Consider the following 26,463-nt stretch of genomic DNA (forward strand, 5'->3'; position numbering starts at 1 on the left):
TTTATAAGTTATTCAAGTCCAAAATAGTCTGAAAGTGCATACATCCAGATTGCCAGGCTCTGCTCGGTAAACATACCGTATTCTCCGGCTGATGTATACTCTGTATTGCCATTATTGAGTGTAACCTTATGAGTATCATAATCGATCATCCATGTCTGTGTCTGACCGTCTACTTTCATCTCATAAAAATATCTGTTGGGATTTTCCGAAGTGAAGCCACCTCTTTCCATAACAGCTCCCGAGTCTCTAAACTCAGCTGCAACAATGAGGCAGTACTTCATAACGGTCTGAAATGTATCATCATCGGGAACAAGCAGAGGATCGATCATATGGATTGAGATCAGCTTGTAGAGCATATCTCTGTCCATCGGGCGATTTCCACCAAAAACATCGCTGTCAATATAGTCGCAAAAGCCGCCTAAAGTCTTGCCATTCCAGATCACTGTGTCATCGGTTACAGTTCCGTTGGGATCGATCATGATCGCAGCATCGTTGACATAAACATCAGCATATCCATAGGATACAGTGCTCTCCTCAAGATCACCGAAAATATCATCTACAGTCTCTTCCGTAGTGCCATCAAATCCAAATCCGTCAACTCCGGCGTTATCATCCAAAAAGTCCTCAACCTCATCCTCGATATCGTCCAGATCGCCGTCTACCAGATCTTCATAATAATCGTAGGTATCGTCATCCAAAGGGCTGTCGATATAAGGAACATCAGCAAGTCCGTTATCGATCATATAATCCTTGACAGCATGATAAGCTCTGACCGCTATAATTCCACCGATCACAGAAAGAGCCAGTATGATAGCCAGAATTATAAGAACGATCATCAGTGTCTTTTTCTTCTTGGGCTGAACCTGTGACTGCGCCTGCATCTGAGGCTGCGGAACAAATCCCTTAACGTTTACATCTGCTGCATTAACCGGAGTTCCACACTTGTTGCAGAACTTCTGTCCCGGTTCTACCGGTGCTCCACAATTTGTACAAAACATCTTTTCATTTCCTCTCTAATGGTTTTTCATTATATACTAGATGCGGCGCTCTTTTCAAGTTCCCTCTGGGCCTTTGAAAAGCTGCATCCGCAAAAATCCTGTCTGTAAAGTCCATACTCTTTGGACAGTTCGATTGACCTCTTGTAGCCTTCCTTTTTCTTAAAGTCAGAGGGCAGAAACCTTGCTCCCGTTTCTTTTGCTGCAATCTCCCCGACTTCATTTAATACATCTGCATTCTTAAGAGGACTGATGGTCAGCGTTGTTGTAAAGAAATCAAAGTCCCTTTCCTTAGCCTCCCGTGCCGTCTCAAAGAGTCTTAGCTCAAAGCACTTTCTGCATCGCTCTCCTCCCTCTTTGCAGTCTTCAAATCCTCTTACTGCATCAAAGAAGTCTGACGGCTTATATTCGCCCTCAATGATCTCTATCTTCCTGCCTTCTTTTTGGTTGTACTCACCGATGAGTCTTTTTTCTTCCTGCACCCTTTTGTGGTACTCGGCATCCTCTGTGATATTGGGATTGTAAAAAAAGACTGTGACATCGAAGTAGTTTCTCAAAAACTCAAGGCAGTAGGAAGAACACGGCGCGCAGCATGCATGAAGCAGCAGCTTTGGGTACTCGCCCTTCTTCTGAAAATCCTCTATATAAGCATCAAGCTCTTTTGAATAATTTCTCTTGTTCATAAACCCAGTTCATTTATAATCTCGCTGACTATTTCCTCAGGAGTCTTACCATCCGTTTCTATTATCAGATCCGCAGCTTCATCATATACAGCGCTGCGCTTGTCTAAAAGCTCTTTTATTCTGGCAAGAGGATCTTCGCTCTGAAGAAGCGGTCTTGTGGTATCACCCTTAACTCTCTCATAGATAGTCTCGGGACTTGCCTTTAAATAAACAACCTTTCCCGACTCCTTAAGAAGCTTTCTGTTCTCCTCACGAACCGGCATACCTCCTCCAAGGGAGATTACCATATCTCGCAAGTGGTCCTCTGCGATCATAGTAAGAAGTTCGGTCTCCATATCCCTGAAGGCCTCTTCTCCGTCTTCCTCAAAGATGCTGCTGATACTGCGCCCTTCAGTCTGCTCTATGCAGGCATCGGTATCCATAAGCTCAAGAGAAAGCCTGTCTGATAAAAGCTCTGAAACAGTGCTCTTTCCGCTTCCCATAAAGCCCTCTAGGATGATGTTCCTTGCGCCTACAACCTCAAGAGACAATGACTTATAAACTTCATCAGCCATCTCCTTGGAAATCTTAACCCCAAGGTCTGCGTTCCACAGCTCATAGGCATCAATACCCTGATAGAGGAGCATCTTAAGTCCTGAGAAGGTCTTAGCTCCCGCCTGCCTTGCGAGCTTTAAGAACTTGGTATCGAGTGGTTTGTAAACTACATCCAGAGCAGCGTGAACATGCTTATAGAATTCAGCATCCTCAATAACCGCACTGTTTACATCAGGGAAAAGACCTACCGACGTGCACTGGATAGCAAAGAAGCTCTCTTCTCTAAGAAGCACTTCCTTATAGTCGGCTATGTCCATAGCAACAACTCTGTCGTCCGAAAGCTCCTCGGCAATAGCCTCTGCCTTCTCCAAAGTGCGATTCAAAATATAGACCTTTTTTGCACCCTTATTTACGCACAAATGAGCAGTTGGCCTTGCTACGCCACCTGCTCCTAAAATAACAACTGTTTCTCCGCTAAGCTCTATGCCCTCTTCCTGCATGGCACGATAAAGCCCGGTCATATCGGTGTTGTATCCGCGAAAGCCCTTAAGTGCCTCATCCCTTACAAGAGTATTTACGGCACCGATGCTCTCAGCAAGAGGATCCACGTACTTAAGATACTGGAGCACATCGCTCTTATAGGGAACCGTCACGTTAAGTCCCCTAAGCCCAAGTTCATATGCTCCTCTTACTGCATATTTAAGCCCTGACTCTTCTACCTCGAAAGGTACATAGACAAGATTTACATCGAGCATATCAGAAAGGGTATTGTGGATAAGCGGAGACAATGTGTGCCTTACAGGGTTTCCGATTATTCCACATACATAGGTGTTGCCATCAGTATAGTTAAGCATTTTTCTTTAACCTTATCCTTGTAATTACATCCATAACTACGGCAAATACTACCAGGCAAATAGCCAGCATCTGTGATACAGGAAGTCCTGTTGTATGCATGATGAGCTGATCGGTTCTAAGACTCTCGATCCATGCTCTTCCGAGGCCATAGCCTCCAAGGTACAAAAGAACTATCTCTCCGTCGAACTTCTTGTGCTTGCAATACAGGAAAAGAATAATCAGAAGGCAGACATTCCACATGCTCTCGTAAAGGAATGTGGGGCTCACCTGAACGTAATTGGTGGCATCAGACATGTGCGCCTTCATAAGTTCCGTGATCTCTCCGCTTCTTACCATCTCCACAGGAAGTCTCATGGCAAAGAGTCCGTCGGTATATTCTCCAAAGGCCTCTCTGTTGGTAAAGTTCCCCCATCTTCCCATGATCTGTCCGAAAACAAGGCCAAACATCACTGTGTCTGACATGAGCAGAAAGCTCTTTTTCTTAATTCTGGTGTAAATGAAGATTGTGGCAAAGCCCGCCAGGACTCCTCCGTAAATTGCAAGTCCACCGTTTCTTATATTAAATACACTGATTGGATTGTCCTTGTAATAATCCCAGGCAAAGAATACGTAGTATATCCTTGCGCCGATTATTGAAAATATAATTACATATATAGCCATATCCCAGTAATCATCAGGGTTCTGGTCTGTCCACTTAGCAACTCTTGCTATTATCAAAAGAGCTAACAGAAAGCCAAGGCCTATGATGACACCGTAAAGTGCTATGGTAAATCCAAATATTGTAAAGTTCTTGGGAACATCTTTTAAATATAATCCGAGGTTCGGAAAAGCGATGTCCATTCTCCCCATTATGTCAGGCATAATATCCTCCCAAATCTATCAGACGTTGAATCTAAAGAGAATTACATCTCCGTCCTGAACAACGTACTCTTTTCCTTCCATACGTACAAGGCCCTTCTCCTTGGCTGCTGCAATTGAGCCCTCTCTTAAAAGGTCTTCATAGTTGATAACCTCAGCCTTGATAAAGCCTCTCTCAAAGTCGGTGTGGATCTTACCTGCTGCCTGAGGAGCCTTTGTTCCGATCTTGATGGTCCATGCTCTTGTCTCATCCTCACCTGAAGTAAGGAAGCTCATAAGTCCAAGGGTTTTGTAGCTTGCTGCGATAAGCTTATCAAGACCTGACTCAGATAGCCCCAGGCTCTCAAGGAATTCTGCCTTCTCATCCTCGTCAAGCTCAGAGATCTCAGCTTCGATCTGAGCGCTGATAACAAATACTTCGCTGCCTGACTTCGCTGCCAGTTCTCTTACTGCTGCAACATACTGGTTGGATGCTCCGTCATCAGCAAGGTCGTCATCCTTAACGTTTGCTGCGTAAATTACAGGCTTCCATGTAAGAAGGTCAAGACTGTTAACAAAAGCCTTATCTTCTTCATCATCAAGCTCAAGCTCGCTTGCCATCTTGTTATCTTCAAGGGTAGCCTTGATCTTCTCTAATATCTCAAGCTCTTTTGCTGCTGCCTTATCCATACGTGCAAGCTTGGCAACCTTTGCAATTCTTCTCTCAAGAACCTCAAGGTCGGCAAAGATAAGCTCGAGGTTGATAGTCTCGATATCTCTTGCAGGATCAACAGATCCGTCTACGTGTACAACGTTAGGATCCTCAAAGCATCTTACTACGTGAACAATTGCATCTGTCTCACGGATGTTGGCAAGGAACTGGTTTCCAAGGCCCTCACCCTTTGATGCGCCCTTAACAAGTCCTGCGATATCAACGAACTCGATGGTTGCAGGTGTAACCTTCTTGGAGTGGTAAAGATCTCCGAGGAGCTTCAGTCTCTTATCAGGTACTGCTACAACGCCCACATTGGGATCTATTGTCGCAAAGGGATAGTTTGCTGCAAGTGCCCCTGCGTTAGTAAGTGAATTAAAAAGTGTGCTCTTTCCTACGTTAGGAAGTCCAACTATGCCCAGCTTCATGGTATATATCTCCTTTAAAACAATTATTTACATAAAAATAGCCCTAACACGGCGAATATATATTACCATGTTAGAGCGAATTTGTAAAAAGAGCTGAATCCTTTACCCGATCATGCTTGAAACAGCTGCAATGTTCTCACTGCTTATAAGCTGGCTGTAGGTGTCATAGTCAAATACTACATTTCCGTTGCTCTTACTCTCAAATGTAGGATATACGTACATACCGATTTTCTTCTGGCCTGTAAGAGCGCCTTTCTCAACAATAGCGATGCGGTCTACAGTGTGATACTTAAGAGCATTTGTGACATTGTTCCCGTTTGAATCCTGCATGTAGAAATCATAGTACTTCTCAAATATCTCGCCGGTTGCTACATTTTTATATACTACGCATATATAGTTATTATCTCCATGGAACATGTCATAAGATGTTCCGATAACCAGCATTCCATCCATATAATTAAGTTTGTAAACAAGAAGGTTCTTGGCAAGGTTTCTGCATCTGTCTACCTGATTGGTTGTAGCAAGACCTTTCTTTAGTGAGTTATATCCAAGTGACTCCTGGTAAGAAGCTGCGTCAGTCAAAAGTTTAAGTGCCTTCTTATCCAAAGAAGGGGCATTAACATCGGCATTTTCTTCTTCAACAGCAACTTCTTCAGCAACTTCTTCAGCAACTTCTTCTGTTGTTTCTTCAGTCTCTTCTGTAACGTCTTCAGTTATCTCTGTAACCTCAGCCACAACCTCTTCATCAGTCTCTGCAGTTGCTGATGTTTCTTCAGTCTCTGCCATCTCCTGCTCAACCACAACATCGCCCTCAGGCTCATTTGCGAATGCTGTCACAGGCATAAGCGCAATTGAAGCACTCATAACCAACGCCATTACTCTGATCATCTTCTTATAATTCATTTTCCATTCTCCTTAATAATACAATTCTCTACTGCATTGCTCAGCACAGCCCGTTTATATTATCAAAGGGCTAATCATACAAACCATCATAAAGGAAACCTGTTTTGTATTTTGGGTTTCCTTGTCTGTGATTTTTTTGTGAACACATTAGTGCCCCAAGAATTTGCTGTAAGCTATTTTCCCGCGATATAATAGAATTAACAGTTTATCGAACATATCGTATTTTATGAAACGAGGGAAATACATGAATTCTAAAAATCAGGTACTTGAAAAACTCTTCTTCAAACTTCTTCCCGTTCAGATCTTAATATTTGGAATGAATTCCATAAATTCCATCGTCGACGGAACCATTGCCGGTCGCTATATTGATGGAAAGACTGTCGGCGTAATCGGTCTGTTTTTTGCCGTAGTCGGAATTGTTTCAGCTATCAGTTCCGTAATACTGGGCGGAGGAACTGTATTAAGCGGTCGCTATATCGGAGCAGGAAACCTTGAAAAGACCAGAGGCGTCTTTTCCCTGTGCCTGACACTTGCCTTTGTCATAGGCTCTTTAATATCGGTTATATGCTTCGTTTTCCCCGGAGAAGTTGCTGTTTTCTGTGGCGCCGATGAATCCCTAAAGGCCAATGTAATGCAATACTCAAGGGGCTATTCCTTCGGTATCATTCCCATGTTCCTCTCTCAGCAACTGGCTTCCTATCTTCAGCTCGAAACTCAGAGCAGGAGAAACTATATCGGTGTCGGTGCCATGATCTTTTTCAACATCACCCTCGATATACTCTTTGTAACGGTTCTTAAGCTCGACGTACTCGGCCTTGCCTATGCGACCAGCGCCTGCAACTGGATCTATTTCCTTGTACTTGTTCCCTACTTCATCTCAGGCAAGGCTCAGATGAACTTCAGCATCAGTAATATCCTTTGGGAAAAGACCTTTGACCTGATAAAGATAGGCAGTCCCGGAGCCCTTCTTCAGTTCTGTCTTGCCATGAGAGACTTGACCCTCAACAGAGTCATTCTTCGTTACGGCGGAGAGGTTGGGCTTTCCTCAAGAGCTTCCATGGGTATGGTCGGAGGGTTCTTCGTAGCCCTTGGCGTAGGCGGAGGAACAGTCATAAGGATGCTTGCAAGTGTCTATGTAGGTGAAGAGGACAAGGATTCAATAAAAAGTCTTATAAAGCTTGCACTTACCAAGATGATGGCTATGATGTGTGCACTGATGGTCTTCATGGTGCTAATCGCAGGTCCAATGGCCACCATATTCTTCCCGGACAAAACCTCTGAAGTTTACTTGCTTACAAAGCAACAGTTTATGATCTACGCTCTGGCTCTTCCACTGATCCTTGTGGTGCAGATCCAGACCAATTACCTGCAGGCAACAGGAAACAATATAGCGGTGCATATTTCTTCCGTTGTCGATGGATATTTTAGCGTAGTTATCCCGTCACTTATTCTTGCACCTGTCATGGGCGCTCTCGGTGTATGGTGGGCAACTCCCATCGGTATCGTAATAACCGCACTGGTTTACCCCATCTACGCCTGCTTTTATTGGAAACATATTCCTAAGAATGTTGATGAATGGCTACTGTTCAAAGACAGCTTTGGCGTAAAAGATGAAGACAGACTGTGTATTAACGTAAACAGTATGGATGATGTAATCGGATCCTCAGAGCAGATCCAGGAATTTGTTACAGCTAAGGGATATGCAAAAAGAACTGCCTTTTTCTCTTCACTTGCTATGGAAGAGATGTCGGGCAATATCGTAAATCACGGATTTAATGCAGACAATAAAGACCACAATATGGATGTAAGGGTTGTCTCAAAGAAAGACGGAATCATGCTCAGAATAAAGGATGACTGCAAGCCTTTTGATCCCGTTGGAATGAACAAGCTTCTCAATCCGGAAGATCCATCCAAAAACATAGGTATCCGAATGGTATCAAAGATTGCAGATGAATTCTCATATCAGAATATGCTTGGACTTAATGTTCTAACAATAAAAATCAAATAACAAAAGCAAAAAAATAAGCCCTAACATGGACTTCTCTACCATGTTAGGGCTGTATTAATGTTCTTTTGATTTTTCATCAGTCTCGATGTTGTTGTCATTAGTCTTGCTCTCTACATCTCCTAAAAGAAGTGGTGCGCAAACTTCTCCTCCAACAGTTATAACCCATGTCTTAGTATTCATTTTTTACCTCCTCACACATAAAAAACGTACATTAAAAATAGTACACCATTTGGTGTACTATTTTTATTAAAAAACTATTAAATAATCTTATACGTTTATAAACTTTCTTGTGCTGTCACTCAGCTTACTTGTTACCTGGTTGTTGTTGTCCATAGCCTCGCCGATCTCCTGGATCTCTCCAACGATCTCTGTGGAGTTGGAAGCTGAGAGGCTGATGGCCTGTGTGGACTCCTCAACGGAATCGGTAATTGTAAGGACGGAGTCTGCCATGCTGTGCATTGTGTTATCAAGAGAGTCTGCTTTCTCGGTGAAGCCTTCAAGGATCTCATTCATGATCTCTGCTGTACTCTCGTACTTCTCTCCTGTTTCAACGAATGCTTCATAATCTGCAATAACCGTGTTATTGATGAAGTCTACAACCTCGATGGCATTGTTTGAAAGCTCTTTAACCGCCTGTGTAACGTTCTCACTGATAGTCTGGATGTTTCCGGCTGTCTGTCTGCTGTTATCAGCCAGTGCACTGATCTCCTGAGCAACTACCGCAAAGCCCTTACCTGCTTCACCTGCTCTTGCAGCCTCAATACTGGCATTAAGTGCAAGAAGGTTTGTCTGGGAAGCTATATCAAGGATAACCTTGGTAAGTTCACCGATCTGATTAACCTGTTCACTTTCTTTAACTGACTCATCAAGGGTCTTACTAAGTGCCTCAACTCTGGCACCTGTATTCTCTTTCTTCTGCATTGCCTCGTTCTTGATGGTATCTGCTTCCTTCTGGATCTCGCCTGCGCGCTCTTTTCCTGAAGCAACCTCTTCATTGATGCTCTCAACCGCATCTCTTACATCATTAAGCTGTTCCTTGATATGAGAAGCTGTAGTTGATACATTGTCCATACTTGCTGAGAGCTCCTCAAGAGCAGCGGATGTATTTGTGATATTGTCGTTAGCCAATGCGATCTGTGAGGTCATCTTATCTGCGGAATCTGTAAGAATAAGTGTTCCGTTCTTAACATCCTTCATTACACCCTGAAGAGTTTCAATGAACTCATTTACACCGTCTCTGATAAATACAAGTTCGTTTCCTGTCTTAACATTTATTCTTGCTGTCAGGTCGCCTTTTCCATCGTTTATATCGTTAATGATTCCCTGAACAGAATCGGAAATCTTAATGATAACTTTTGTGATAAGAACGAAAGATACATATAAGTTCAAGAGGAGACATACGATAAATACAGCCATTCCGATCACATTCATGACTGTGATCTTACTTCTTGCCTGTGCCATATATCCGACAACGCTTTCCCGAAGGGAATCAACGGATGCATCCAGAGTAGCCATGCCTGACTTAACGCCTTCCATGTTGGTGACATATTCACCTGTGAGAATTCCTGATGCAGTAAGTCCATCACCTGTGGTCATCAGGATGTTATATACTTCATCAACATTTGCCATAAGCGCTGCAGCAGAAGTTTCAAGCTGCTTTGTTGCATTGGCATCACCATACATGGCAAATTCATCACCAATTTCCTTTACCAGAGTATTTACTTCTGTCTCATAAGCTTTAAGATTGGTTCCGACATTCTGTTTTTCAGCATCTCCGTAATACTGCCAAAGTCCTATTGCGCTCTGAATAGTTCCGTCAATCTTGGCAAGATCTTCCTTAACTGTTCCTTCTTTATGAACCAACTCGGTTACACCTGCAATGATGCTCTGAGCGCTGTCAGACATTGATGATATACCATCATTTACAACGTAGCTGACCACATTAAATATTACCAGCATCAGAATGTTAAAGAACAAAATCTGAACTGGAATTGATTTAAAGAACTTTACCTTGTTTTTCTTGTTAGCAGACCCTGACATAATAATTCTCCTTTCTGGATAAGCGTATATCTAGCCGTATATACATTATACAACTAATTTATTGTCTTTTTTGCGTTTAATATTTTTTTAATAAAAAGCAAAAAATATACAGGTAGCAGATTTGCTACCTGTATTGAAAATCCTTTTATCATGCAATGGCGTCTTTCATACTCTTCACGTACTCGCCGACATACTTTGGAGAATCCTTACCGTACTTCTCGATAATCTTGATTATTGCACTTCCGACTATGGCCCCGTCCGAAATACCGGCCATCTTCTTAGCCTGCTCGGGCTTTGAGATTCCAAATCCGATGGCACATGGAACATTGGTGTTCTCCCTGATGGCTTTTACGATGCCCTCGAGGTCCGTTTTGATCTCGGTCCTGGTTCCTGTAACTCCGAGGCTTGATACAACGTATATAAAGCCCTCAGCGTCTTTTGCTATCTGAGCTATTCTGTTCTCCGATGTGGGTGCGATCAGCGATATAAGATCTACACCGTACTTCACGCACACAGGATGGAACTCCTCCTTCTCCTCGTAGGGAAGATCCGGAAGGATAATACCGTCTATTCCGATCTCGCTGCAGGTCTTGATGAAACGCTCCGCTCCGTAGGAAAAGACAACGTTGGCATAGGTCATAAATACCATAGGAATCGCAACGTCTTTCCTCAGCTCTTTTACCATGTCAAAGATCTTGTCTGTGGTAACGCCTCCTGTCAGCGCACGGAGATTGGCTCCCTGAATTGTGGGGCCTTCTGCTGTGGGATCGGAGAAAGGAATACCAAGTTCTATAAGGTCTGCGCCGTTTTTTACTGCCTCTTTTACAACTTCCACTGTAGTCTCAAGGTCAGGATCTCCACAGGTTATAAATGCGATAAATGCTTTCCTATTTTCAAATGCTTTTCCTATATTACTCATTGATGTTCTCCCCTCTGTACCTTGCAATGGCTGCGCAGTCCTTATCGCCTCTTCCGGATATTGTTATTACGATTATCTTGTCCTTGTCCATAGTTGGCGCTATCTTCATGGCGTGTGCCAAAGCGTGGGATGACTCTATTGCAGGGATGATTCCCTCTGTTCTTGAAAGATACTCAAAAGCATTAACTGCCTCGTCGTCAGTTACAGGTACATACTGAGCTCTTCCGATATCATTAAGATATGCATGCTCAGGTCCTATTCCCGGATAATCAAGTCCGGCTGATATTGAGTAAACAGGGGCAATCTGGCCGTACTCATCCTGGCAGAAATAAGACTTCATTCCGTGGAAGATTCCGAGCTTACCTGTTGCTATGGTAGCTGCTGTCTCAAAGGTATCTACTCCTCTTCCTGCAGCTTCGCAGCCGATGAGCTGAACGCCTTCATCTTCAATAAAGTTATAGAAGGTACCGATGGCGTTGGATCCGCCTCCGACACATGCCATAACAACATCCGGAAGTCGCCCTTCCTTCTCAAGGATCTGCTCCTTGATCTCTTTTGAAATAACAGCCTGGAAGTCTCTTACGATAGTGGGAAATGGATGTGGTCCCATAACAGATCCCAGACAGTAATGAGTATCGCTTATTCTTGAAGTCCACTCTCTCATGGCCTCAGAAACTGCATCCTTAAGTGTTGCAGTTCCTGTTGTTACAGGTACAACCTCTGCTCCGAGAAGCTTCATCTTGTACACGTTAAGTGCCTGTCTCTTGGTGTCCTCTTCTCCCATGAAGACAACGCACTCCATGCCCATAAGAGCCGCTGCAGTGGCTGTAGCAACGCCGTGCTGTCCTGCTCCGGTCTCAGCAATAAGTCTTGTCTTACCCATCTTCTTGGCAAGAAGAGCCTGTCCGAGAACGTTGTTGATCTTGTGAGCACCAGTGTGATTGAGGTCCTCTCTCTTAAGGTATATCTTGGCTCCGCCGAGGTCCTTTGTCATCTTCTCTGCATAGTAGAGTCTTGATGGTCTTCCTGCGTACTCATTAAAAAGAGTCTCAAGTTCTTTATTAAATTCCGGATCATTCTTGTAATGGTTGTAGGCCTCTTCCAGCTCTATAACCGCATTCATCAGTGTCTCCGGTATGTACTGTCCCCCATGAATTCCAAATCTTCCGTTCTGATTACTCATAATATTTCTCCCATAAAATGTCTCATCTTTTCAGGGTCTTTTGCCCCGTTTGTCTCAATTCCCGAACTGACATCCACTGCGAATGGATGAAGCACCTTCAGTGCCTTAGCCACGTTTTCCACCCCAAGGCCACCTGCCAGAAAGAAAGGCTTATCAAACCCGGCTTCCTTTATAAGTTCCCAGTTAAATGTCTGCCCCGTGCCTTTTCCTGAATCCAGAAGAAGGTAATCGGCGCTGCTCTTTTTAGCTCTTTCCAGGTCTTCCCTACTCTTAACCACAAACGCTTTGATGATAGGTGCTCCGCCGGAAAGTTCCCGAAGCCTTGCTATATATCCCTCATCCTCACTTCCGTGGAGCTGGGCTATATCTATGACCTCGTTCTTTAAAAGAGCTGCAACCTTCTCCGGCTCTTCATCCACAAACACACCGACCTTTTTTATCTCAGGCAAAAGAGCTTGTCCCAGCTTTTTCGCATCGTCTCTTGATACATTCCTGCTGCTCTTTTCCCAGAATACAAAGCCCGCAAAATCAGGTTTTAGCTCATTGGCCGCCTCGATGTCCTCTATTCTTTTCAGTCCGCAAAATTTGATTCTTGTTTTTCTCACAAAAGACTCTTAAGCTCCTTTAACTTCTGACTCTTATCCGCAGCTCTCATAAGTGTTTCTCCAACCAAAGCCGCATCAGCGCCCATGTCCTTTATTTCCTTTATATCTTCCGGTCCCTTAACTCCCGACTCAGATACAAACAAAACATCATTTGGTATCAGAGCGCGAAGCTTCTTGCTGTTATTAGTATCAACGGAGAAGTCTTTTAAGTTTCTGTTGTTTACACCGATGATCCTGGCTCCGGCTTCTATGGCCATTTTTACTTCTGCTTCGTCGTGGGCTTCAACCAGTGCCGAGAGCCCAAGTTCGTCGCAGATGCCGATATATCTTTTGATCTCGCTTACAGATAGTATTGAGCAGATAAGAAGTACTGCTGATGCTCCAAGAACTGCTGCCTCATATATCATGTACTCATCCACAACGAAGTCTTTTCTGAGGCATGGAATACTTACCTTAGAGGCTATCTCTGACAGATACTCATCCCTTCCAAGAAACCATTTAGGTTCTGTCAGAACGGATATAGCATCAGCTCCTGCCTTCTCATATGAAAGAGCAATATCCAGATAGGGAAAGTCCTCTGCAATTATGCCCTTTGAAGGAGATGCTTTCTTGCACTCACAGATAAAAGATATCCCGGCTTTCTTTAAGGCTTTCTCAAAGGCAAAGTCTTTTTTGGGAAGTGAAAGCGCCTTAGCTTTTACTTCATCAAGACTCTTAATCTCTTTTTGCTTTTTTACTCTTTCTCTTGCGTATTCTGCAATCTCATCCAGAATCGTCATCTGTTGCTAACCTCGATTATCTTCTCAAGTGTGCTTGTTGCTGCTCCTGATTTAATAAGCTCTTTTGCAAGCTCGACTCCTGCCTTAAAGGACTCTGCCTTACCTGCGATGTAGAGAGAAGCTCCTGCGTTTAACAAAACAGCATTGGTCTTTGGTCCCTCTGCTCCTGCAAGAATGTCTCTTGTTATCTTGGCGTTTTCCTCGGGTGTTCCGCCAACCAGGTCGTCCTTGGTGCAGCGCTCAAAGCCGAAGTCCTCAGGCTTTACCACGTAGGTCTTGTACCATCCGTCCTTGATCTCGCAGATCTTGGTGTCGCAGCTCATTGAAATCTCATCGAGCTTGTCCATTCCATATACAACCATTCCTCTTTCAACACCGAGGCTTACAAGAACCTGAGCCAGAGGCTCAACCAGGTACTCATCATATACTCCAAGGAGCTGCATCTTGGGTGATCCGGGGTTTGTGAGTGGTCCGAGGATATTGAACACAGTTCTGAAGCCCAGCTCTTTTCTGATGGCTCCTACATACTTCATTGAGGTGTGATATTTCTGAGCAAAGAAGAAGCACATTCCGGCTTCATTAAGAAGCTCAATACATTTGTCGGGATCCTGCTGGATGTTAACTCCAAGTGCCTCAAGACAGTCAGCTGTTCCGCACTTACTTGATGCTGCTCTGTTACCGTGCTTGGCAACCTTAACTCCGCCTGCTGCTGCAACGATGGCAGAAGTTGTTGAGATGTTGAAGCTGTGTGCGTTATCTCCTCCGGTTCCTACGATCTCAAAGATATCCATTCCGGTATCAACCTTGGTGGCGTGATCTCTCATGGCAGCTGCGCAGCCTGCGATCTCGTCTGTAGTCTCTGCCCTTGCACTCTTTGTTGAAAGAGCTGCCAGGAAAGCTGCGTTCTGAGTGGGACTTGTCTCTCCGCTCATGATCTCATTCATTACCTGATAAGCTTCATCATAGGTGAGGTCTTCTTTGTTTACGATTTTTACGATTGCTTCTTTGATCATTTGGTCATCCTCCTTTTTTGGTCTGCCAAAGATCTTTTTGTAAACAAAAAGTCCCTGACAGAAACTCTACTGTTCTGTCAAGGACGAATATACTTTATCCGCGGTGCCACCTTGATTTCTCGGGTTGTCCCAAGCGCTTTGAAGGATACTAACATATCCCCGGCAACTGACGTATGCCTTCACGTCGCAGAATACTAAGATGCTTATCTTTTCACTGCGCCCTCTGTGGTCCATTTGATAACTTGTTTCCTACCCGTTCTCAGCAATCCGGGCTCTCTGTGTGGTCATGATTACCTTTATCTCCACTTCATCGGTTTGAAGTATTAAATTATAGAAATAATAGCATTGCATAATTATGCTGTCAATACATTTTTACATTCTCATTGCAACTTCATATGCACGCCATATTACGGTCCTTAAATTACCTACCTGCTTGCAGTCTCCGATAAAATCCATGTTACTGGTTCTGACATCGTCGCTGATGACAGGATTGGGAACATATCCGGCTGAACTGATGACTGAGTCGCACTCTATGCGAATCTCTTTTCCATCCTTATCTGTGCAGATGATAGCTCCATCCAGAACCTCTTTGAGCTTTGTCTCAAGGTAAACAGGAATATTGTGAAGCGCAAAGTACTCCCTGAGGTATGAGCTGTTGGCAAGGCATACGCCCTTCTGGGATACCAGGTCATCTTTCATCTCAACGATAATGGGTTCCTTCCCCCAGAGTGCGAGTTCATAAGCAATCTCACTTCCCGTAAGACCGCCGCCGATAACTGCCACCTTCTGACCAACCTCTTTTCCAAGAAGGAAGTCGCAGGCTTCTATCATCTTCTCATGTCCAGGAACGCCACTAAGAATCCTTGGCTTTGATCCGGTTGCAATTATGATGTCGCTCTTTCTTCCGAACTTCATGGGATCGGTTATCTCAGTGTTAAGATGAACTTCAATTCCCAGAACATCCATCTGTCTTCTGTACCATCTAAGAAGGTCCCTGAGCTTGCCTTTATAGGACTCTGAGCTTGCTGCAATGAAGGTTCCGCCGAGGACATTGCTCTTTTCATAAATGACGGGGTTGTGTCCCCTTAGCTTAAGTACTCTTGCTGCCTCCATTCCGCCGATTCCGCCGCCCACGATATGGATAGTCTTGGGGTGCTTGGCAGGTTTGATGAAGTGCTTGTCAGTCTGCATGGTCTCTGCATTTACGGCACATCTTGCCAGATGCAGGGAATCAGCAAGGTCCTGATCGTTGGGAACACCTTTGTAGTGGCACATGTTAAAGCATCCGTTGTGACACAAAATACACGGCCTTATATCATCTTCCTTGTCGTTCATGAGCTTTGTAACCCACTCGGTATCTGCAAGGAAAGGTCTTGCAAAGCCTGCTCCGTCCAGCTCTCCGCTTGCAACTGCATCGGCAGCAACTCTCGGGTCAAGCCTTCCTGCGCAAACGACAGGTATATCAACGAACTTCTTAAGGTTCATAACATCTTCAAGGTTACAGTTCTCCGGCATGTAGATCGGAGGATGAGCCCAGTACCACGCATCGTAGGTTCCGTTGTCGCAGTTGAGCATATCGTAACCGGCATCCTGAAGGTACTTCGCTGCCTTTTTTGACTCCTCGAAGTCTCTTCCGACTTCTGTATAGTCTTCTCCGGGAAGGGCTCCCTGGCGCATTCCCTTAGTCTTGGATACTACGCTGTAGCGAAGGGAAACAGGGAAGTCCGCTCCGCACTGTTTCTTGATCTCCTGAACTATCTCAACTGCAAAGCGATATCTGTTTTCAAAAGAACCACCGTACTCATCTGTCCTCTTGTTGACGTAGGGAAGTGTGAACTGATCAAGAAGATATCCCTCGTGAACAGCATGAACCTCAACTCCGTCAACTCCTGCTTCCTTTAGAAGCTTGGCACTTTTTCCAAAGGCAACTACAAACTCTTTTATCTCCTCTTTAGTCATCTCCCTTGAAGGAAGCTTGTCAGACCATCTGTTGGGAGATGGACTCGCGGAAGCTGTGATCTTATCAAGATCCATAAAGGGCTTACTCAGTACTCTCAGCGCCGGATTGTTGTAGAGCTTCTCCATCATGGCACTTACGGTAAAAGACCTGCCGAAGCCCGCCGTAAGCTGTACAAAGAGCTTGGCTCCCGTCTTGTGAAACTCAGGCATCCAGGCTGCAAGGTCCTGATACATCTGCTTGTTGGTATAGAGCCACTGACCGAACATTGGATTGTAAACGGGCTGACATCCGGGAAGCACAAGACCTGCGTTGTTCTTAGCAACATTTAAGATAAAGCTCGCACCTTCCTTGTCGAAGTGGTTCTTCTCCATCCAGCCAAAAAGGTCTGTTCCTCCCATAGAGGTCAGAACTATCCTGTTCTTGATCTCACAATTTCCTATTTTCCATGGTGTAAACAGAGGTTTTAATCTCTCATCCATTTTGTTAATCTCCCGGTTTATTCAAAAAACTCTTTTATAGCCTGAACTTTTTCCGTTCCGGCTTTTCGCCCAAGCTGATAGACTCTCTCCAGTTCGCCGGGGTCCTTTTCAACAGGGCTTATGTTTAAAGGTTCTTTTGGTCTTACAACAAGAATCTCTCCGCTTTTTTCTTTTTCCCTGATGTATCTCTTTTCTTCATTGTACATCAGATGGCGCTTTTCCATACACTCAATCATATTGGGATATTTTCTTAGCATCACTTTTACAAGAGGCATGAACTTCTGCTGACCCTTAACATAGTCCCCGGGCTGAGTCTCAATGACAAGGATCCTGTCATAGCCCTTATCTTCCATGAACTTAAGGGGGATTGAATCCGATGGTCCGCCGTCAAGATAAACGCTCTCTCCAATGTGTACAGGTCTTGAAACAAGAGGCATTGAGGCAGATGCCTGAATCCATTTAAGATCCTCTTTGCCCCCGTCTGTACATTTGTGATATGCAGGCTTACCTGTTGTTATGTCAGTAGCCACACAGTAGAATTCCATCGGGTTTTCTTTAAAAGTCTTTACATCCCATATATCAAGCTTATAGGGAAGTTCATCGTAGCAAAAGGGAACGTTGTAAATATCTCCTGTAAGAAGGAGTGATCTTATGCTGTGGTATCTCTTGTCGCTGCAGTATTTTTTGTTGTACCTGACAGCTCTTCCTATCTGCTTTGACTTATAGTTTATTCCAAAGGTTGCGCCGGCTGAAACTCCGACTGCCCCGTCAAATTCAATTCCGTTCTCCATAAGGACATCGATGACTCCGCAGGTAAACATCCCGCGCATCGCACCGCCCTCCATGACCAGTCCTTTCTTCATACAGTGCCTGTTCCTCTCAAAATCGTTATCTTATATTATATTACAAATTGCAGCAAAAAAGCGAGCCATTAAGCTCGCTGTGATATATATCGTTAAATTTCATCATGCTGCATTCTTGGAAATCGTACGTGCGATATATCTTTTACAGAAATAAGAGATTGGCTCAACAAATCTGTTAAGCACTATAGCAGCTCTCATGATGCTGAGTTCGTTGTTGTCATAAGACATATGACCGTTTTCAAGTTTGTAGATCAGCTTCTTGACTCTCTTGTCGTCTGCACGGCTGATACCGTTCGCCTCAAGATCATACAAATATTTTACAACCTTGTTCCTCTGCCTCTTGTTCATCATAACCGCAAAGGTCCTCGGATAATTCTCCTGTAATCTGAATAAACCAGTTGTGAGCATAAAACTTTCCTCCCCATAATTCCGGAAAAATATTATCATATATTTTTGTGAAAAAACTGTGAAAAAACAGACCTAAAATACAAAAAAATAAGCCGGGGCAATTTGCCCCGGCTTAAAGCTCGAATATTAGAGATCTTCAGCCATTGAATGGTTGCTTACGGTTGTGTAAGTGATGATCATATCATCATAGTCACCGGCTCTTGCTCCGATGATCTGTGAGTTTGTGCTTCCGCCGTGGAAAGTGATTCCTGCGTCCGCGATGTTTACGGTATCAAATGCAACTGCTCTGCCGTTCTTCATGAATACACTTCTTACTCCTACGCTCTGGATATCAAACTTAGAGTAGTTTGTAGCGATCACTTCAACGCCGTCACCGATGTTCTTTGTATCCAGCGAAACGGATGTGTAAGCGCATCTGTCAGTAGGATTTATTGAATACTCATACTCATAAGCTCTTGCATTTGCGATCTCTTTGTTTAAGAACTGCCCGTAAAGAATGAACTGCTGACCTTTCTTAACCGCATCCGAATAGTCGTTTACCTTCTTAATAACGTTTCCTGATCCGTCCTTGGCAACAAAGTCTGCACTGATGGAAACATCAGAAGCTGTATTGTTAGTTGCAACCACAACATAATATGTACACCAGCCGATACTGTCGGGGATCAGATATTCATCATCAATAGTGATCGCACCCTCGTTTTCTGTAGCTGCATATGAAATTTCTGCGGGAATAAGATTGGAAGTGTGGCCTGATAAAAGAATTATTGTCATCCCCAATGTTAATATACAAGCAAAAATCCTTTTCATCATAACCTTCCCTCCGAGAACTATTTTAGATAACAGGTCTTACCTGTCATGCTATTATTATCGCCGAAAACATGCGCGTTTGCCATAAACGCAGGCGTTATTTAATTCTCTTTTTAGAAAGGTCTTATTCTCTTTAGAAACTATTTGTATACCACAAAGTACCCACCAAAATCATCCACATTATAGGCGCTTAAATCGCCAAAAAGTTGCAGTTCGCTACTTGCTACAACGAAGATGTCTTCGGCATATTTTTCATCAGTAACATCCTCCGGAAGCTCGAATACAAAATTACCAAAGGACTTAGCTATCCTGAACTCTGCATAAGGGTCTTTATATTCTACAGTCTGATAGAAAGTATATGGGTCATAATCAGTGTAATAAAGCGCCAGCATAAAGGGTGCAGACAAGCCCTCATAGGTCGAGCGGATCTGTCTTTTATCTTCTGACAACTCATAGGCTCTTTCGATTGCATTGCCATATCCCGGCATATAGATACTAAGTGCATAGTGGCTGTAATCCGTGAAGTAATCCTTTGTAAAAGACAGCGCTCCGATCAGCAGAAGTCCTGCCACGGCTACAAACATACTCTTTGCGTGCTCTAAAATAAAGCCTGCACCAATGACAAAGAAAAATATAAACGGAACAAACAGCATAACCAGCCTGTTTATATCAGGTTTTATTATGATATCAAGTACGAGAGAACCTATCACAGCAGACATAAAGAGCATACTTCCGATTCTGTACTGAACTGTAAGCTCACCCGATTCATCTTTCCCCGTAATAAGATGCTTAATGCTGATGAAAAGACCTATGAAAGTAACCGGGAATGTAAACTCAAACAGTGATGCATATCCGGGATAAAAATGAGCAAGTGTAAATTTGTCATATCCAACGGAAACTCCAAGGATCATGAGTTTTAAGTTGTTTAAAACTTTGCTGAAAAACGCACCGTCAAAAGCTATAAACGCCTCTCCGGTTCTTGCGGCGGTAAACTTGTTAAAGCAGATAAAATCTGTGACAATCTCGGGAAGTCCCAGATAGTTCACAGCATAGAACAGCATCAGAGGCGCAAACACCACCATGAAAGTCACAAAGGATGCTATCACGTCTCTCCAGGTGAATATCTTTGTCTTTAAGCCATATAAGCAAAGGCAAAGAAGGAGAATTGGAACTACGATTGTAGCAGCCCCATAGCTGTACATGCAGACTGCAAAAGATGCTGCGCTGAGGCAATAGAACAGACCTTTTTTCTTCTTGACTCCAAGCATAAAAAGCCAGAAGGAAAGCATCATGTTAAAGGGCATGATGTTACAGTCAAGACTCCATCTTGAGAGGATCACATGCCATGGGCAGATTGCAAGAAAGCCTGCTCCAAGAAGTGATAACTCGTTTCTGAATCTCCTACCCTCCAAGGTGAGCCTTAATACTGCGTAGAAAAGAGCTACCGTAAGGATTCCGCATACTGCCGGTATCATTCTGAGATTCCTGATTGACGGGCCAAACAGAGAAATTGAAATGACATTCAAATAAATAAGAAGAGGACTTCCTCCGCCGCACCCCCAGGTTATAGGGTACATTGGCCAGTGATATCCGTTTCTGTCTATGCCGAAGGTTGCAAGTGTATAGGCATCGTAACCGATAGATGCCTCATCCTGCTGAAGACCAAGAGGAATTTCTCCGAGCTTATATAGCCTTACAGCTGCTGCCACTATCATGATCAGTAAAAAGATGATACCGGATGCCCTGTCAGAGATACCCGGCTTCTCATTTTTCCTTCCCTTGAAATACAAAAATACAGCTGCCACACCCATAAGGATGTAAGCAGCTGTAGCTATATAGTTGTAATAATCGATTACTCGCATTATGATTCTTCCTTTTTATCTGGCATGCATTGCAGCGTTCCAGTCAGTAATGCCCATATAGGATGCCGCTCTGCCAATGTATGCACCGGCATTCCCGCCATTCATCTGCTGGTAGAATTCCCAGGAGAGCTTATGTGAACCGTCTGTTCTTGTAAGGCCCAGTGACAATCCCTGCGCAATCTCCACCGGATAGTCAGTCTGCCTGTTGAAGGTTATAAGCTTGATATACTGATTGGTAACGCATCTCTGATAAGCGTATACAATGGCTGCTGCCTGCGCTTCCTCTCCCTGGGTTGAGGAATATCCGACCTCAGTCAAAAGAATCGGTCTCACAGCGCCCTTACTGTTTCTAAAAGCCGGCTGACACATGTAATCTGTCAGCTGCTCTATATTTTCCATCGAAATGAAAGGAGTGTCAATACTGTGGGTAACCATAGCCGGATTCTTAGGTGTCCAGAAGCTCGTCCAGTTCATGGGATAATTGTACGGATGCTCAGCAAGACACCAGTCGATATTGCCCTGTGCTGTAATGCATGCGTTGATGGCATCAAGCATGCTTCTTGCCGAAAAGTAAGATCCGTTGTGGATCCTGGTCCAGTTCTGATCAAGGCTGATGCATACGTAAGCGTTGGCATTTCTGCTCTTGATTGCATTGTAGCAGACTCTTACAGAATCTGCATAGAGCTGTGCATAGGTCATCTGATCCGTAACGCTTGAATAGTTCCAGGCATTCTTTGCATTTATCTCATTGGCAATAACCCAGTTATCAACCTGTCCGCATCCGTTCTTGCCGTTATATCTGCTGGCAAGGAAGGAAACCACAGCCTCAAGATATTCAAGTCCGTTATCCTCTGAGGTATTCATGAGATAGTAAGGTGCTCTGCCGATACCTCCCCTTGCTGTGGGTGATATCATGAACTCTTCACCGCGTGAATAGGGATTGAGAAGAACCATGGTCATGCCCATTCCCTGGTTTGTACTGGTCCTTACGCAGTGGTCATACTGACTCAAATATGCAGAATCAAAGTAATAGGTCTTTCCGTTATATCCGTACTGAACACCGCCGTTTCCGCCGATGATGTCAGTAAGATTTATGTTGTAAGCTCCCTGCTGAACACCGAGCTGAACAACTTCATTATTACCGTTTCCGATCTTGGCACCATCAAGAATAAGGCCCTTCTTGCCGTTATTCTTTCTGGCTTGTGAACTGCCTCCCGCAAGGGCTTCAGGATTGGTTATATACTTGGCTCCGGCAACAGCTACGAAAGATCCACCCTGTTTTACAGCAACCTGGAATTTATCGTAGAGTCTGCAGCTTGTGGTCTGGTATCCCAGTGGCACAGAAAAAACAGCACTTCCCGAAATAGGAAGCGATGCAATAGGAGCACCTGCCGGCGCACCCTGATACGGCTTTTCCGCAAAGAGATAAAAAGTTCCATCGTCACTTGACGGAAGGTCCGAAGCAGAAACATTAACTATTACACTTTCTCCGGAAATTGAAACTGAATTGATGGTAACTGCACCTTTTCCTTCAGCCTCTGCCTTAATCGGCACAGAAGAAAAGACACTTAGAGCAAGAACAGCCGTAGCGACTGCCATGGAAAGTGATGAAAAGATTCTCTTATTCATATAACCCCTCATTTCGAATTTTTTAAATTCTGCAGTATTTTTATGATACCGAAAAATAGTCGAAATATCAACAACCCCGGCTCCAAAGAGCCGGGGTCATAGTGTTTATCAATAATCAACTTTCATCATACATAGGCCCTGAGGAGGTGCTGTGGGACCGGACTTCTGACGGTCGCAGGCGTTTAATATCTCTTCCATTTCCTCGGGTTTTATGTTTCCAAAGCCTACTTCTAAGAGAGTTCCGGTCAGGATCCTTACCATGTTCTGTAAAAATCCATTGCCGTGGAAGTAGAATCTGATATAGTTTCCGCTCTCCTCAATGTTGATGGTATCCACGCATCTTACAGTGGACTTCTTCATCTTGGTATTTCCGCAAAAACTCTTAAAGTCATGAGTTCCCACAAGAACTTCTGCTGCCTTTCTCATGGCTTCTATATCAGGCTTTTTATCAAGTATGGTCACATACTTTCTGTCAAAGACCGGTTTACTCTTTCCATACCAGCAGGTGTATCTGTAGGTCTTTCCAAGAGCATTGTATCTTGCATGGAACCTCTCCGAACAGGCCTTGACCTCATTTACACTGATATCGTCCGGAAGATACTCATTCACGTACTCCTGAATCTCTTCCTCTGTCATATCAGTATCAAGAACAGCATTGGCTGTCATGGCCCTGGCATGAACACCTGCGTCGGTTCTTCCGGCGCCGATGACATTTACAGGGTCTTCCTTGGGAGCATCAGTCATCCTGGAAAGCACCGACTCAAGCTTACCCTGGATCGTCATATCTTTCCCGGGTTGTCTCTCCCAGCCATAAAATCTGGTCCCGTCATAACTTATGATAAATTTGTAATTGCGTTTCATAAAAAGGAAACCTCAATCTAAAGATTTATTATCTGATTTCAATCTTAACACAAACGCTTACTGCCTTGCCATCTCTTATAGCCACCGCATCATCACCTGATACTGTGCTGCCCTGAACGGTCTTGGTATCTCCGTTTGCAAACTCCACAGAGATTTCCTTGATCTCGTAATGTCCCGGGATCACATCACTCTTTGCATCAATCTCATAAGTGATATTTGTGTCTGCTAAAAGAGTGCTCTCAACAGTGTACTTACCTGCCTCGTCCTTAATAAGATACTCAGGAATCGCAGGAGTTGGAGCAAATACCAGCTTATCATCCTCGCACTTAAAGATGTTCTTACCAAAGAACATGAGCTTCCACATGCTGATAAACTCAATGGTTGAACCTGAAAGTCTTGCAACAAAGCCTTTTCCGTGGATAGCCTTGTTGGGGTTCATGCTGCTGGCAATAAAGGATGAATTCTCAAGTGTGCTTCTTCCGTAAACTTCCTTATCAAGGAATGGAATTGCCTGCATCTTAAAGTCCTCAAAGAACTCGCTGTAGAGTCCGCTCCTTAAGAGCTCAAGCAGATACTTGTACTCCATGTGAAGCCAGATTGACTCATTCTCAAGCCATCCGGGTGTGAAGGACTTACATCTTCCATACTCAAAGCTTGCGTTCTCAAGAGAAGCGTTAACCTTATACATAGAGAGCTTCTTATCAAAGAGGTCACTGCCTTTAATTCTGTCGTAGATCTTTTTCTTCTCATCGTAAGTATTCTCAAGCTTAAAGAATCTTACAGGTCCCTCAAGGAAGTAAGGAACGTTCTGAACCTTGAAGCTCTTTGGATAGATTCCGTCTTCCTTCTTGTCATACTCAGGGACTTCGAAAGTGAAATATCCGGGAGCAATTCCCTTGCCAAGGTCAAATGCCTTGGATACGCCCTTTTCAAGTCTCTTTTCCATCAGGCTAAGAATCTCTGTAGCTTCCTTTGAAGAAATAGTCTTCTCTTCATCAAAGAGCTTGCCATAGATCTCTCCTCTATAGCTTTCAAGTACAGCATTTCTGTTATCCCACAGATCAAAATCAGAGGTAAATCTTGTTTCAATATCCTTAAGACTCTCGATGAATTCAATACTGTCAGTAGGAAGTGTGATCTCAGCATCAAACTTTGAAATTGCATTCTTAGTAAATCTGATCATTCTAAGGAGTTCATAACTCTCATTCATGGATGAGCCAAACATTCCCGGCATACCGTTAAGAGCATCGTACCAGCCGGGCTTTCCGCCCTCCATCATAACGCCCATACCTTCAGGATCAAGGGCTGCAAACTTGCATGCTGATAAAAGGACGAGCTTGGACAAAAGACTCATCTCAATGTCCCTGCCCTCTGCATAGGTCTCAAAGCTGCCTTCCTTCTTGGCGTTATCCCTCTTAGCAAGATAGTAGTACTGACGAAGACCGTTCTCAGTCTCCTCGTATTTCTTATGTCTTGGAAGGATCTCTACCTTTGCCTCAAAGGCTTTAACCCTTGTGTCTACCAAAAGCTCTTTTTCCTTGTCAGGATATACCTCAAGGAAGTCCTCAATAAGGTCGAGGTTGTAAGTCCAGTGATCTGACCAGTAACCCTCACCGAAGTCGCCGTTGATGGTCTCTGTAGCCTTCTCCATCACCTTGGAAAAGATCTCTTCGCACTCCCTGTCGGAGATTCCCTTCATGGAATCCTTGATTGCAGAAACCAGCTCACCCGGTGTGAATGGCTGCTTAAGCTCAACTTCACCAAGGACATTCGGGTTTACAGTGAACCTGAGCTGCTCGATCTTAAGCGGATTGTATCCGTCCATCTGAATAAGTGAATAGAATCTCTTTATGTTCTCATCACCGACTATGCGGCTGAAGAATGTATCGCATCTTCTGTTCTGATTGACGTCTCTGAAGTTACCGTTGCCCTGTGAATAGAACTCGGGTGACATTGAGAAGTAGTTGTAATCTCTCTCAAGATCGCCGTGCTTTCTGGAATATACATAGAAAGTATGTCCTCCGGGAAGTGAGATTGGCTTACCTCCTCTGAGAACGTTATCCATGTAGTTATATCTTGTGTAGTCGTCGAAGGCCTTGTTTGCAGTTGATGTTGCAACATCTGCTGTAAGCTCGTCTGTGAGCCTCTCAGCCTCTTCAAACTTCTCTTCAAAATACTTGGGGTCAATATCTCTTTTAAGGAAATCATCAAAGATATCCTTGTTTCTTACCTGTCCGATGAGCTCGTAAAGAGTCATGCTCTCTCCGCTGCTAAGAGTCTTTTTCCCCGCAAAGAAGCATGTCGGGAACTCGTTTGATACGTTCTGCTCTTTGGTCACAAGCTCGTCAAAGCCTGTTTCTGCAAAACCTACAGCCTCTGAAAGAGAGAGGTCATAAGCAAATACAAGTCCGGGATCTACGATTGTGTGAAGGTCATTTCCATCTTCATCAACAGCAAAACCGAAGTTTCCACCGGGAACCTTTTTAACAACGGCAGAGTCTTCCATGGAGAATCTTACCCTGAAGAAAGGTCTCTTCTTGTCGGCATCCTCAACCTGCATGTATGCCTTGGTGGTCTGAACCATGTTCTTCATTACATCCATCATGCAGCCGTAAGGAATAAGTGCAGGCATTCCGTCGAGGACTTCAAGCTCACGAGCCTCTGCTCCTGTGTTGGTGATGGTCACCATTCTCATAAGAGCGCCGATCTCCTCACCCGGAAGAGTTGCATACTTAACCTTTACATCAAAGCCATGCTCCCTGTCATCATCCTCGATGGTAAGGGTGTTCATATGGATCTCCATATCGGCATTTGCTGTATTCTTTACAAAGGGCTCATAAACCATTCCATTTGTCTTAATGAATGTTCTAAAACCTGTTCTTGATACATTCTGATAAGCTGTATGCGCAGGGTAGAACTCCATGATGCTGTGATCCTTATCCTGCACGCCAAAGCTTACTACAGCCTGTCCCCTGTTTACGTAGTAGCACCAGATAGGCGTTCCCTTGATTCCGGCAATTCCCGGAAGAAAGCTGGCGAAGGGACTCTTCTTGCCATAACCCTTCATTACGTCCTTAACTTCATTCATGTTTTTCATCAA

Annotated in this window: 22 protein-coding genes; 1 reads left to right on the forward strand and 21 read right to left on the reverse strand. The window is 44.1% G+C overall.

Going from position 1 to position 26,463, the window contains the following annotated elements:
- Positions 1-8: 8 nt before the first annotated feature.
- From G589_RS0102415 to G589_RS0102440, 6 genes are all read right to left on the reverse strand, one after another.
- Positions 9-998 (reverse strand): zinc ribbon domain-containing protein, encoded by a 990-nt coding sequence (locus G589_RS0102415; RefSeq protein WP_026520966.1) that lies wholly within the window; start codon positions 996-998, stop codon positions 9-11.
- A gap of 29 nt (positions 999-1,027) precedes the next feature.
- A complete protein-coding gene (locus G589_RS0102420; protein WP_026520967.1) occupies positions 1,028-1,678 on the reverse strand; it encodes an epoxyqueuosine reductase QueH in 651 nt (216 codons plus the stop codon).
- Positions 1,675-3,066: a shikimate dehydrogenase gene (aroE, locus tag G589_RS21575; protein WP_026520968.1), complete on the reverse strand. Its 1,392-nt coding sequence runs from the start codon at positions 3,064-3,066 to the stop codon at positions 1,675-1,677. Before aroE ends, G589_RS0102420 begins: the two co-directional genes overlap by 4 nt.
- Positions 3,059-3,928 (reverse strand): prolipoprotein diacylglyceryl transferase, encoded by an 870-nt coding sequence (gene lgt / locus G589_RS0102430; RefSeq protein WP_242826403.1) that lies wholly within the window; start codon positions 3,926-3,928, stop codon positions 3,059-3,061. The genes aroE and lgt overlap by 8 nt, the downstream gene beginning before the upstream one ends.
- A gap of 18 nt (positions 3,929-3,946) precedes the next feature.
- Positions 3,947-5,044 (reverse strand): redox-regulated ATPase YchF, encoded by a 1,098-nt coding sequence (gene ychF, locus G589_RS0102435; protein WP_022767424.1) that lies wholly within the window; start codon positions 5,042-5,044, stop codon positions 3,947-3,949.
- 102 nt (positions 5,045-5,146) lie between these two features.
- Positions 5,147-5,947 carry a hypothetical protein gene (locus G589_RS0102440; RefSeq protein WP_026520970.1) on the reverse strand — a complete coding sequence of 267 codons (801 nt, stop codon included), beginning with the start codon at positions 5,945-5,947 and terminating at the stop codon, positions 5,147-5,149.
- 244 nt (positions 5,948-6,191) lie between these two features.
- Here G589_RS0102440 and G589_RS0102445 point away from each other — a divergent pair, with 244 nt between their 5' ends.
- The gene (locus G589_RS0102445; protein ID WP_026520971.1) at positions 6,192-7,955 is read left to right on the forward strand and encodes an MATE family efflux transporter; all 1,764 of its coding nucleotides are present in this window, start codon (positions 6,192-6,194) and stop codon (positions 7,953-7,955) included.
- Positions 7,956-8,009: 54 nt separating this feature from the next.
- On the opposite strand, the gene G589_RS22325 is transcribed toward G589_RS0102445, so the two are convergent.
- From G589_RS22325 to G589_RS0102520, 15 genes are all read right to left on the reverse strand, one after another.
- Positions 8,010-8,135: a hypothetical protein gene (locus tag G589_RS22325; RefSeq protein ID WP_255344667.1), complete on the reverse strand. Its 126-nt coding sequence runs from the start codon at positions 8,133-8,135 to the stop codon at positions 8,010-8,012.
- 87 nt (positions 8,136-8,222) lie between these two features.
- On the reverse strand, positions 8,223-9,995 hold the full coding sequence (locus G589_RS0102455) for a methyl-accepting chemotaxis protein (protein ID WP_026520972.1): 1,773 nt from the start codon (positions 9,993-9,995) through the stop codon (positions 8,223-8,225).
- Between the two features lie 148 nt (positions 9,996-10,143).
- A complete protein-coding gene (trpA, locus tag G589_RS0102460; protein WP_026520973.1) occupies positions 10,144-10,914 on the reverse strand; it encodes a tryptophan synthase subunit alpha in 771 nt (256 codons plus the stop codon).
- Positions 10,907-12,097, reverse strand: a complete 1,191-nt coding sequence (gene trpB / locus G589_RS0102465) for a tryptophan synthase subunit beta (protein WP_026520974.1) — start codon at positions 12,095-12,097, stop codon at positions 10,907-10,909. Before trpB ends, trpA begins: the two co-directional genes overlap by 8 nt.
- Entirely contained in the window at positions 12,094-12,702 is a 609-nt protein-coding gene (locus tag G589_RS0102470) for a phosphoribosylanthranilate isomerase (protein ID WP_026520975.1), read from the reverse strand. The genes trpB and G589_RS0102470 overlap by 4 nt, the downstream gene beginning before the upstream one ends.
- Positions 12,699-13,481, reverse strand: a complete 783-nt coding sequence (gene trpC / locus G589_RS0102475) for an indole-3-glycerol phosphate synthase TrpC (protein WP_026520976.1) — start codon at positions 13,479-13,481, stop codon at positions 12,699-12,701. Before trpC ends, G589_RS0102470 begins: the two co-directional genes overlap by 4 nt.
- A complete protein-coding gene (trpD, locus tag G589_RS0102480; protein WP_022767442.1) occupies positions 13,478-14,494 on the reverse strand; it encodes an anthranilate phosphoribosyltransferase in 1,017 nt (338 codons plus the stop codon). Before trpD ends, trpC begins: the two co-directional genes overlap by 4 nt.
- Before the next feature lie 372 nt (positions 14,495-14,866).
- Entirely contained in the window at positions 14,867-16,933 is a 2,067-nt protein-coding gene (locus G589_RS0102485) for an oxidoreductase (RefSeq protein ID WP_026520977.1), read from the reverse strand.
- Between the two features lie 17 nt (positions 16,934-16,950).
- Entirely contained in the window at positions 16,951-17,796 is an 846-nt protein-coding gene (locus G589_RS0102490; protein ID WP_026520978.1) for a patatin-like phospholipase family protein, read from the reverse strand.
- 102 nt (positions 17,797-17,898) lie between these two features.
- Positions 17,899-18,204, reverse strand: coding sequence for a hypothetical protein (locus tag G589_RS0102495; protein WP_026520979.1), 306 nt, complete (start codon positions 18,202-18,204; stop codon positions 17,899-17,901).
- 126 nt (positions 18,205-18,330) lie between these two features.
- Positions 18,331-19,014 (reverse strand): hypothetical protein, encoded by a 684-nt coding sequence (locus tag G589_RS0102500; RefSeq protein WP_026520980.1) that lies wholly within the window; start codon positions 19,012-19,014, stop codon positions 18,331-18,333.
- A 137-nt stretch (positions 19,015-19,151) separates the two neighbouring features.
- A complete protein-coding gene (locus G589_RS0102505; protein WP_026520981.1) occupies positions 19,152-20,873 on the reverse strand; it encodes an ArnT family glycosyltransferase in 1,722 nt (573 codons plus the stop codon).
- Positions 20,874-20,888: 15 nt separating this feature from the next.
- On the reverse strand, positions 20,889-22,502 hold the full coding sequence (locus G589_RS0102510; protein ID WP_026520982.1) for a DUF5722 domain-containing protein: 1,614 nt from the start codon (positions 22,500-22,502) through the stop codon (positions 20,889-20,891).
- Positions 22,503-22,610: 108 nt separating this feature from the next.
- On the reverse strand, positions 22,611-23,363 hold the full coding sequence (gene truA, locus G589_RS0102515; RefSeq protein WP_026520983.1) for a tRNA pseudouridine(38-40) synthase TruA: 753 nt from the start codon (positions 23,361-23,363) through the stop codon (positions 22,611-22,613).
- Between the two features lie 28 nt (positions 23,364-23,391).
- On the reverse strand, positions 23,392-26,460 hold the full coding sequence (locus G589_RS0102520) for a hypothetical protein (RefSeq protein WP_035775095.1): 3,069 nt from the start codon (positions 26,458-26,460) through the stop codon (positions 23,392-23,394).
- Positions 26,461-26,463: the final 3 nt, after the last annotated feature.

The organism is Butyrivibrio sp. VCB2001 (assembly GCF_000423965.1).
Lineage (GTDB): Bacteria > Bacillota > Clostridia > Lachnospirales > Lachnospiraceae > Butyrivibrio.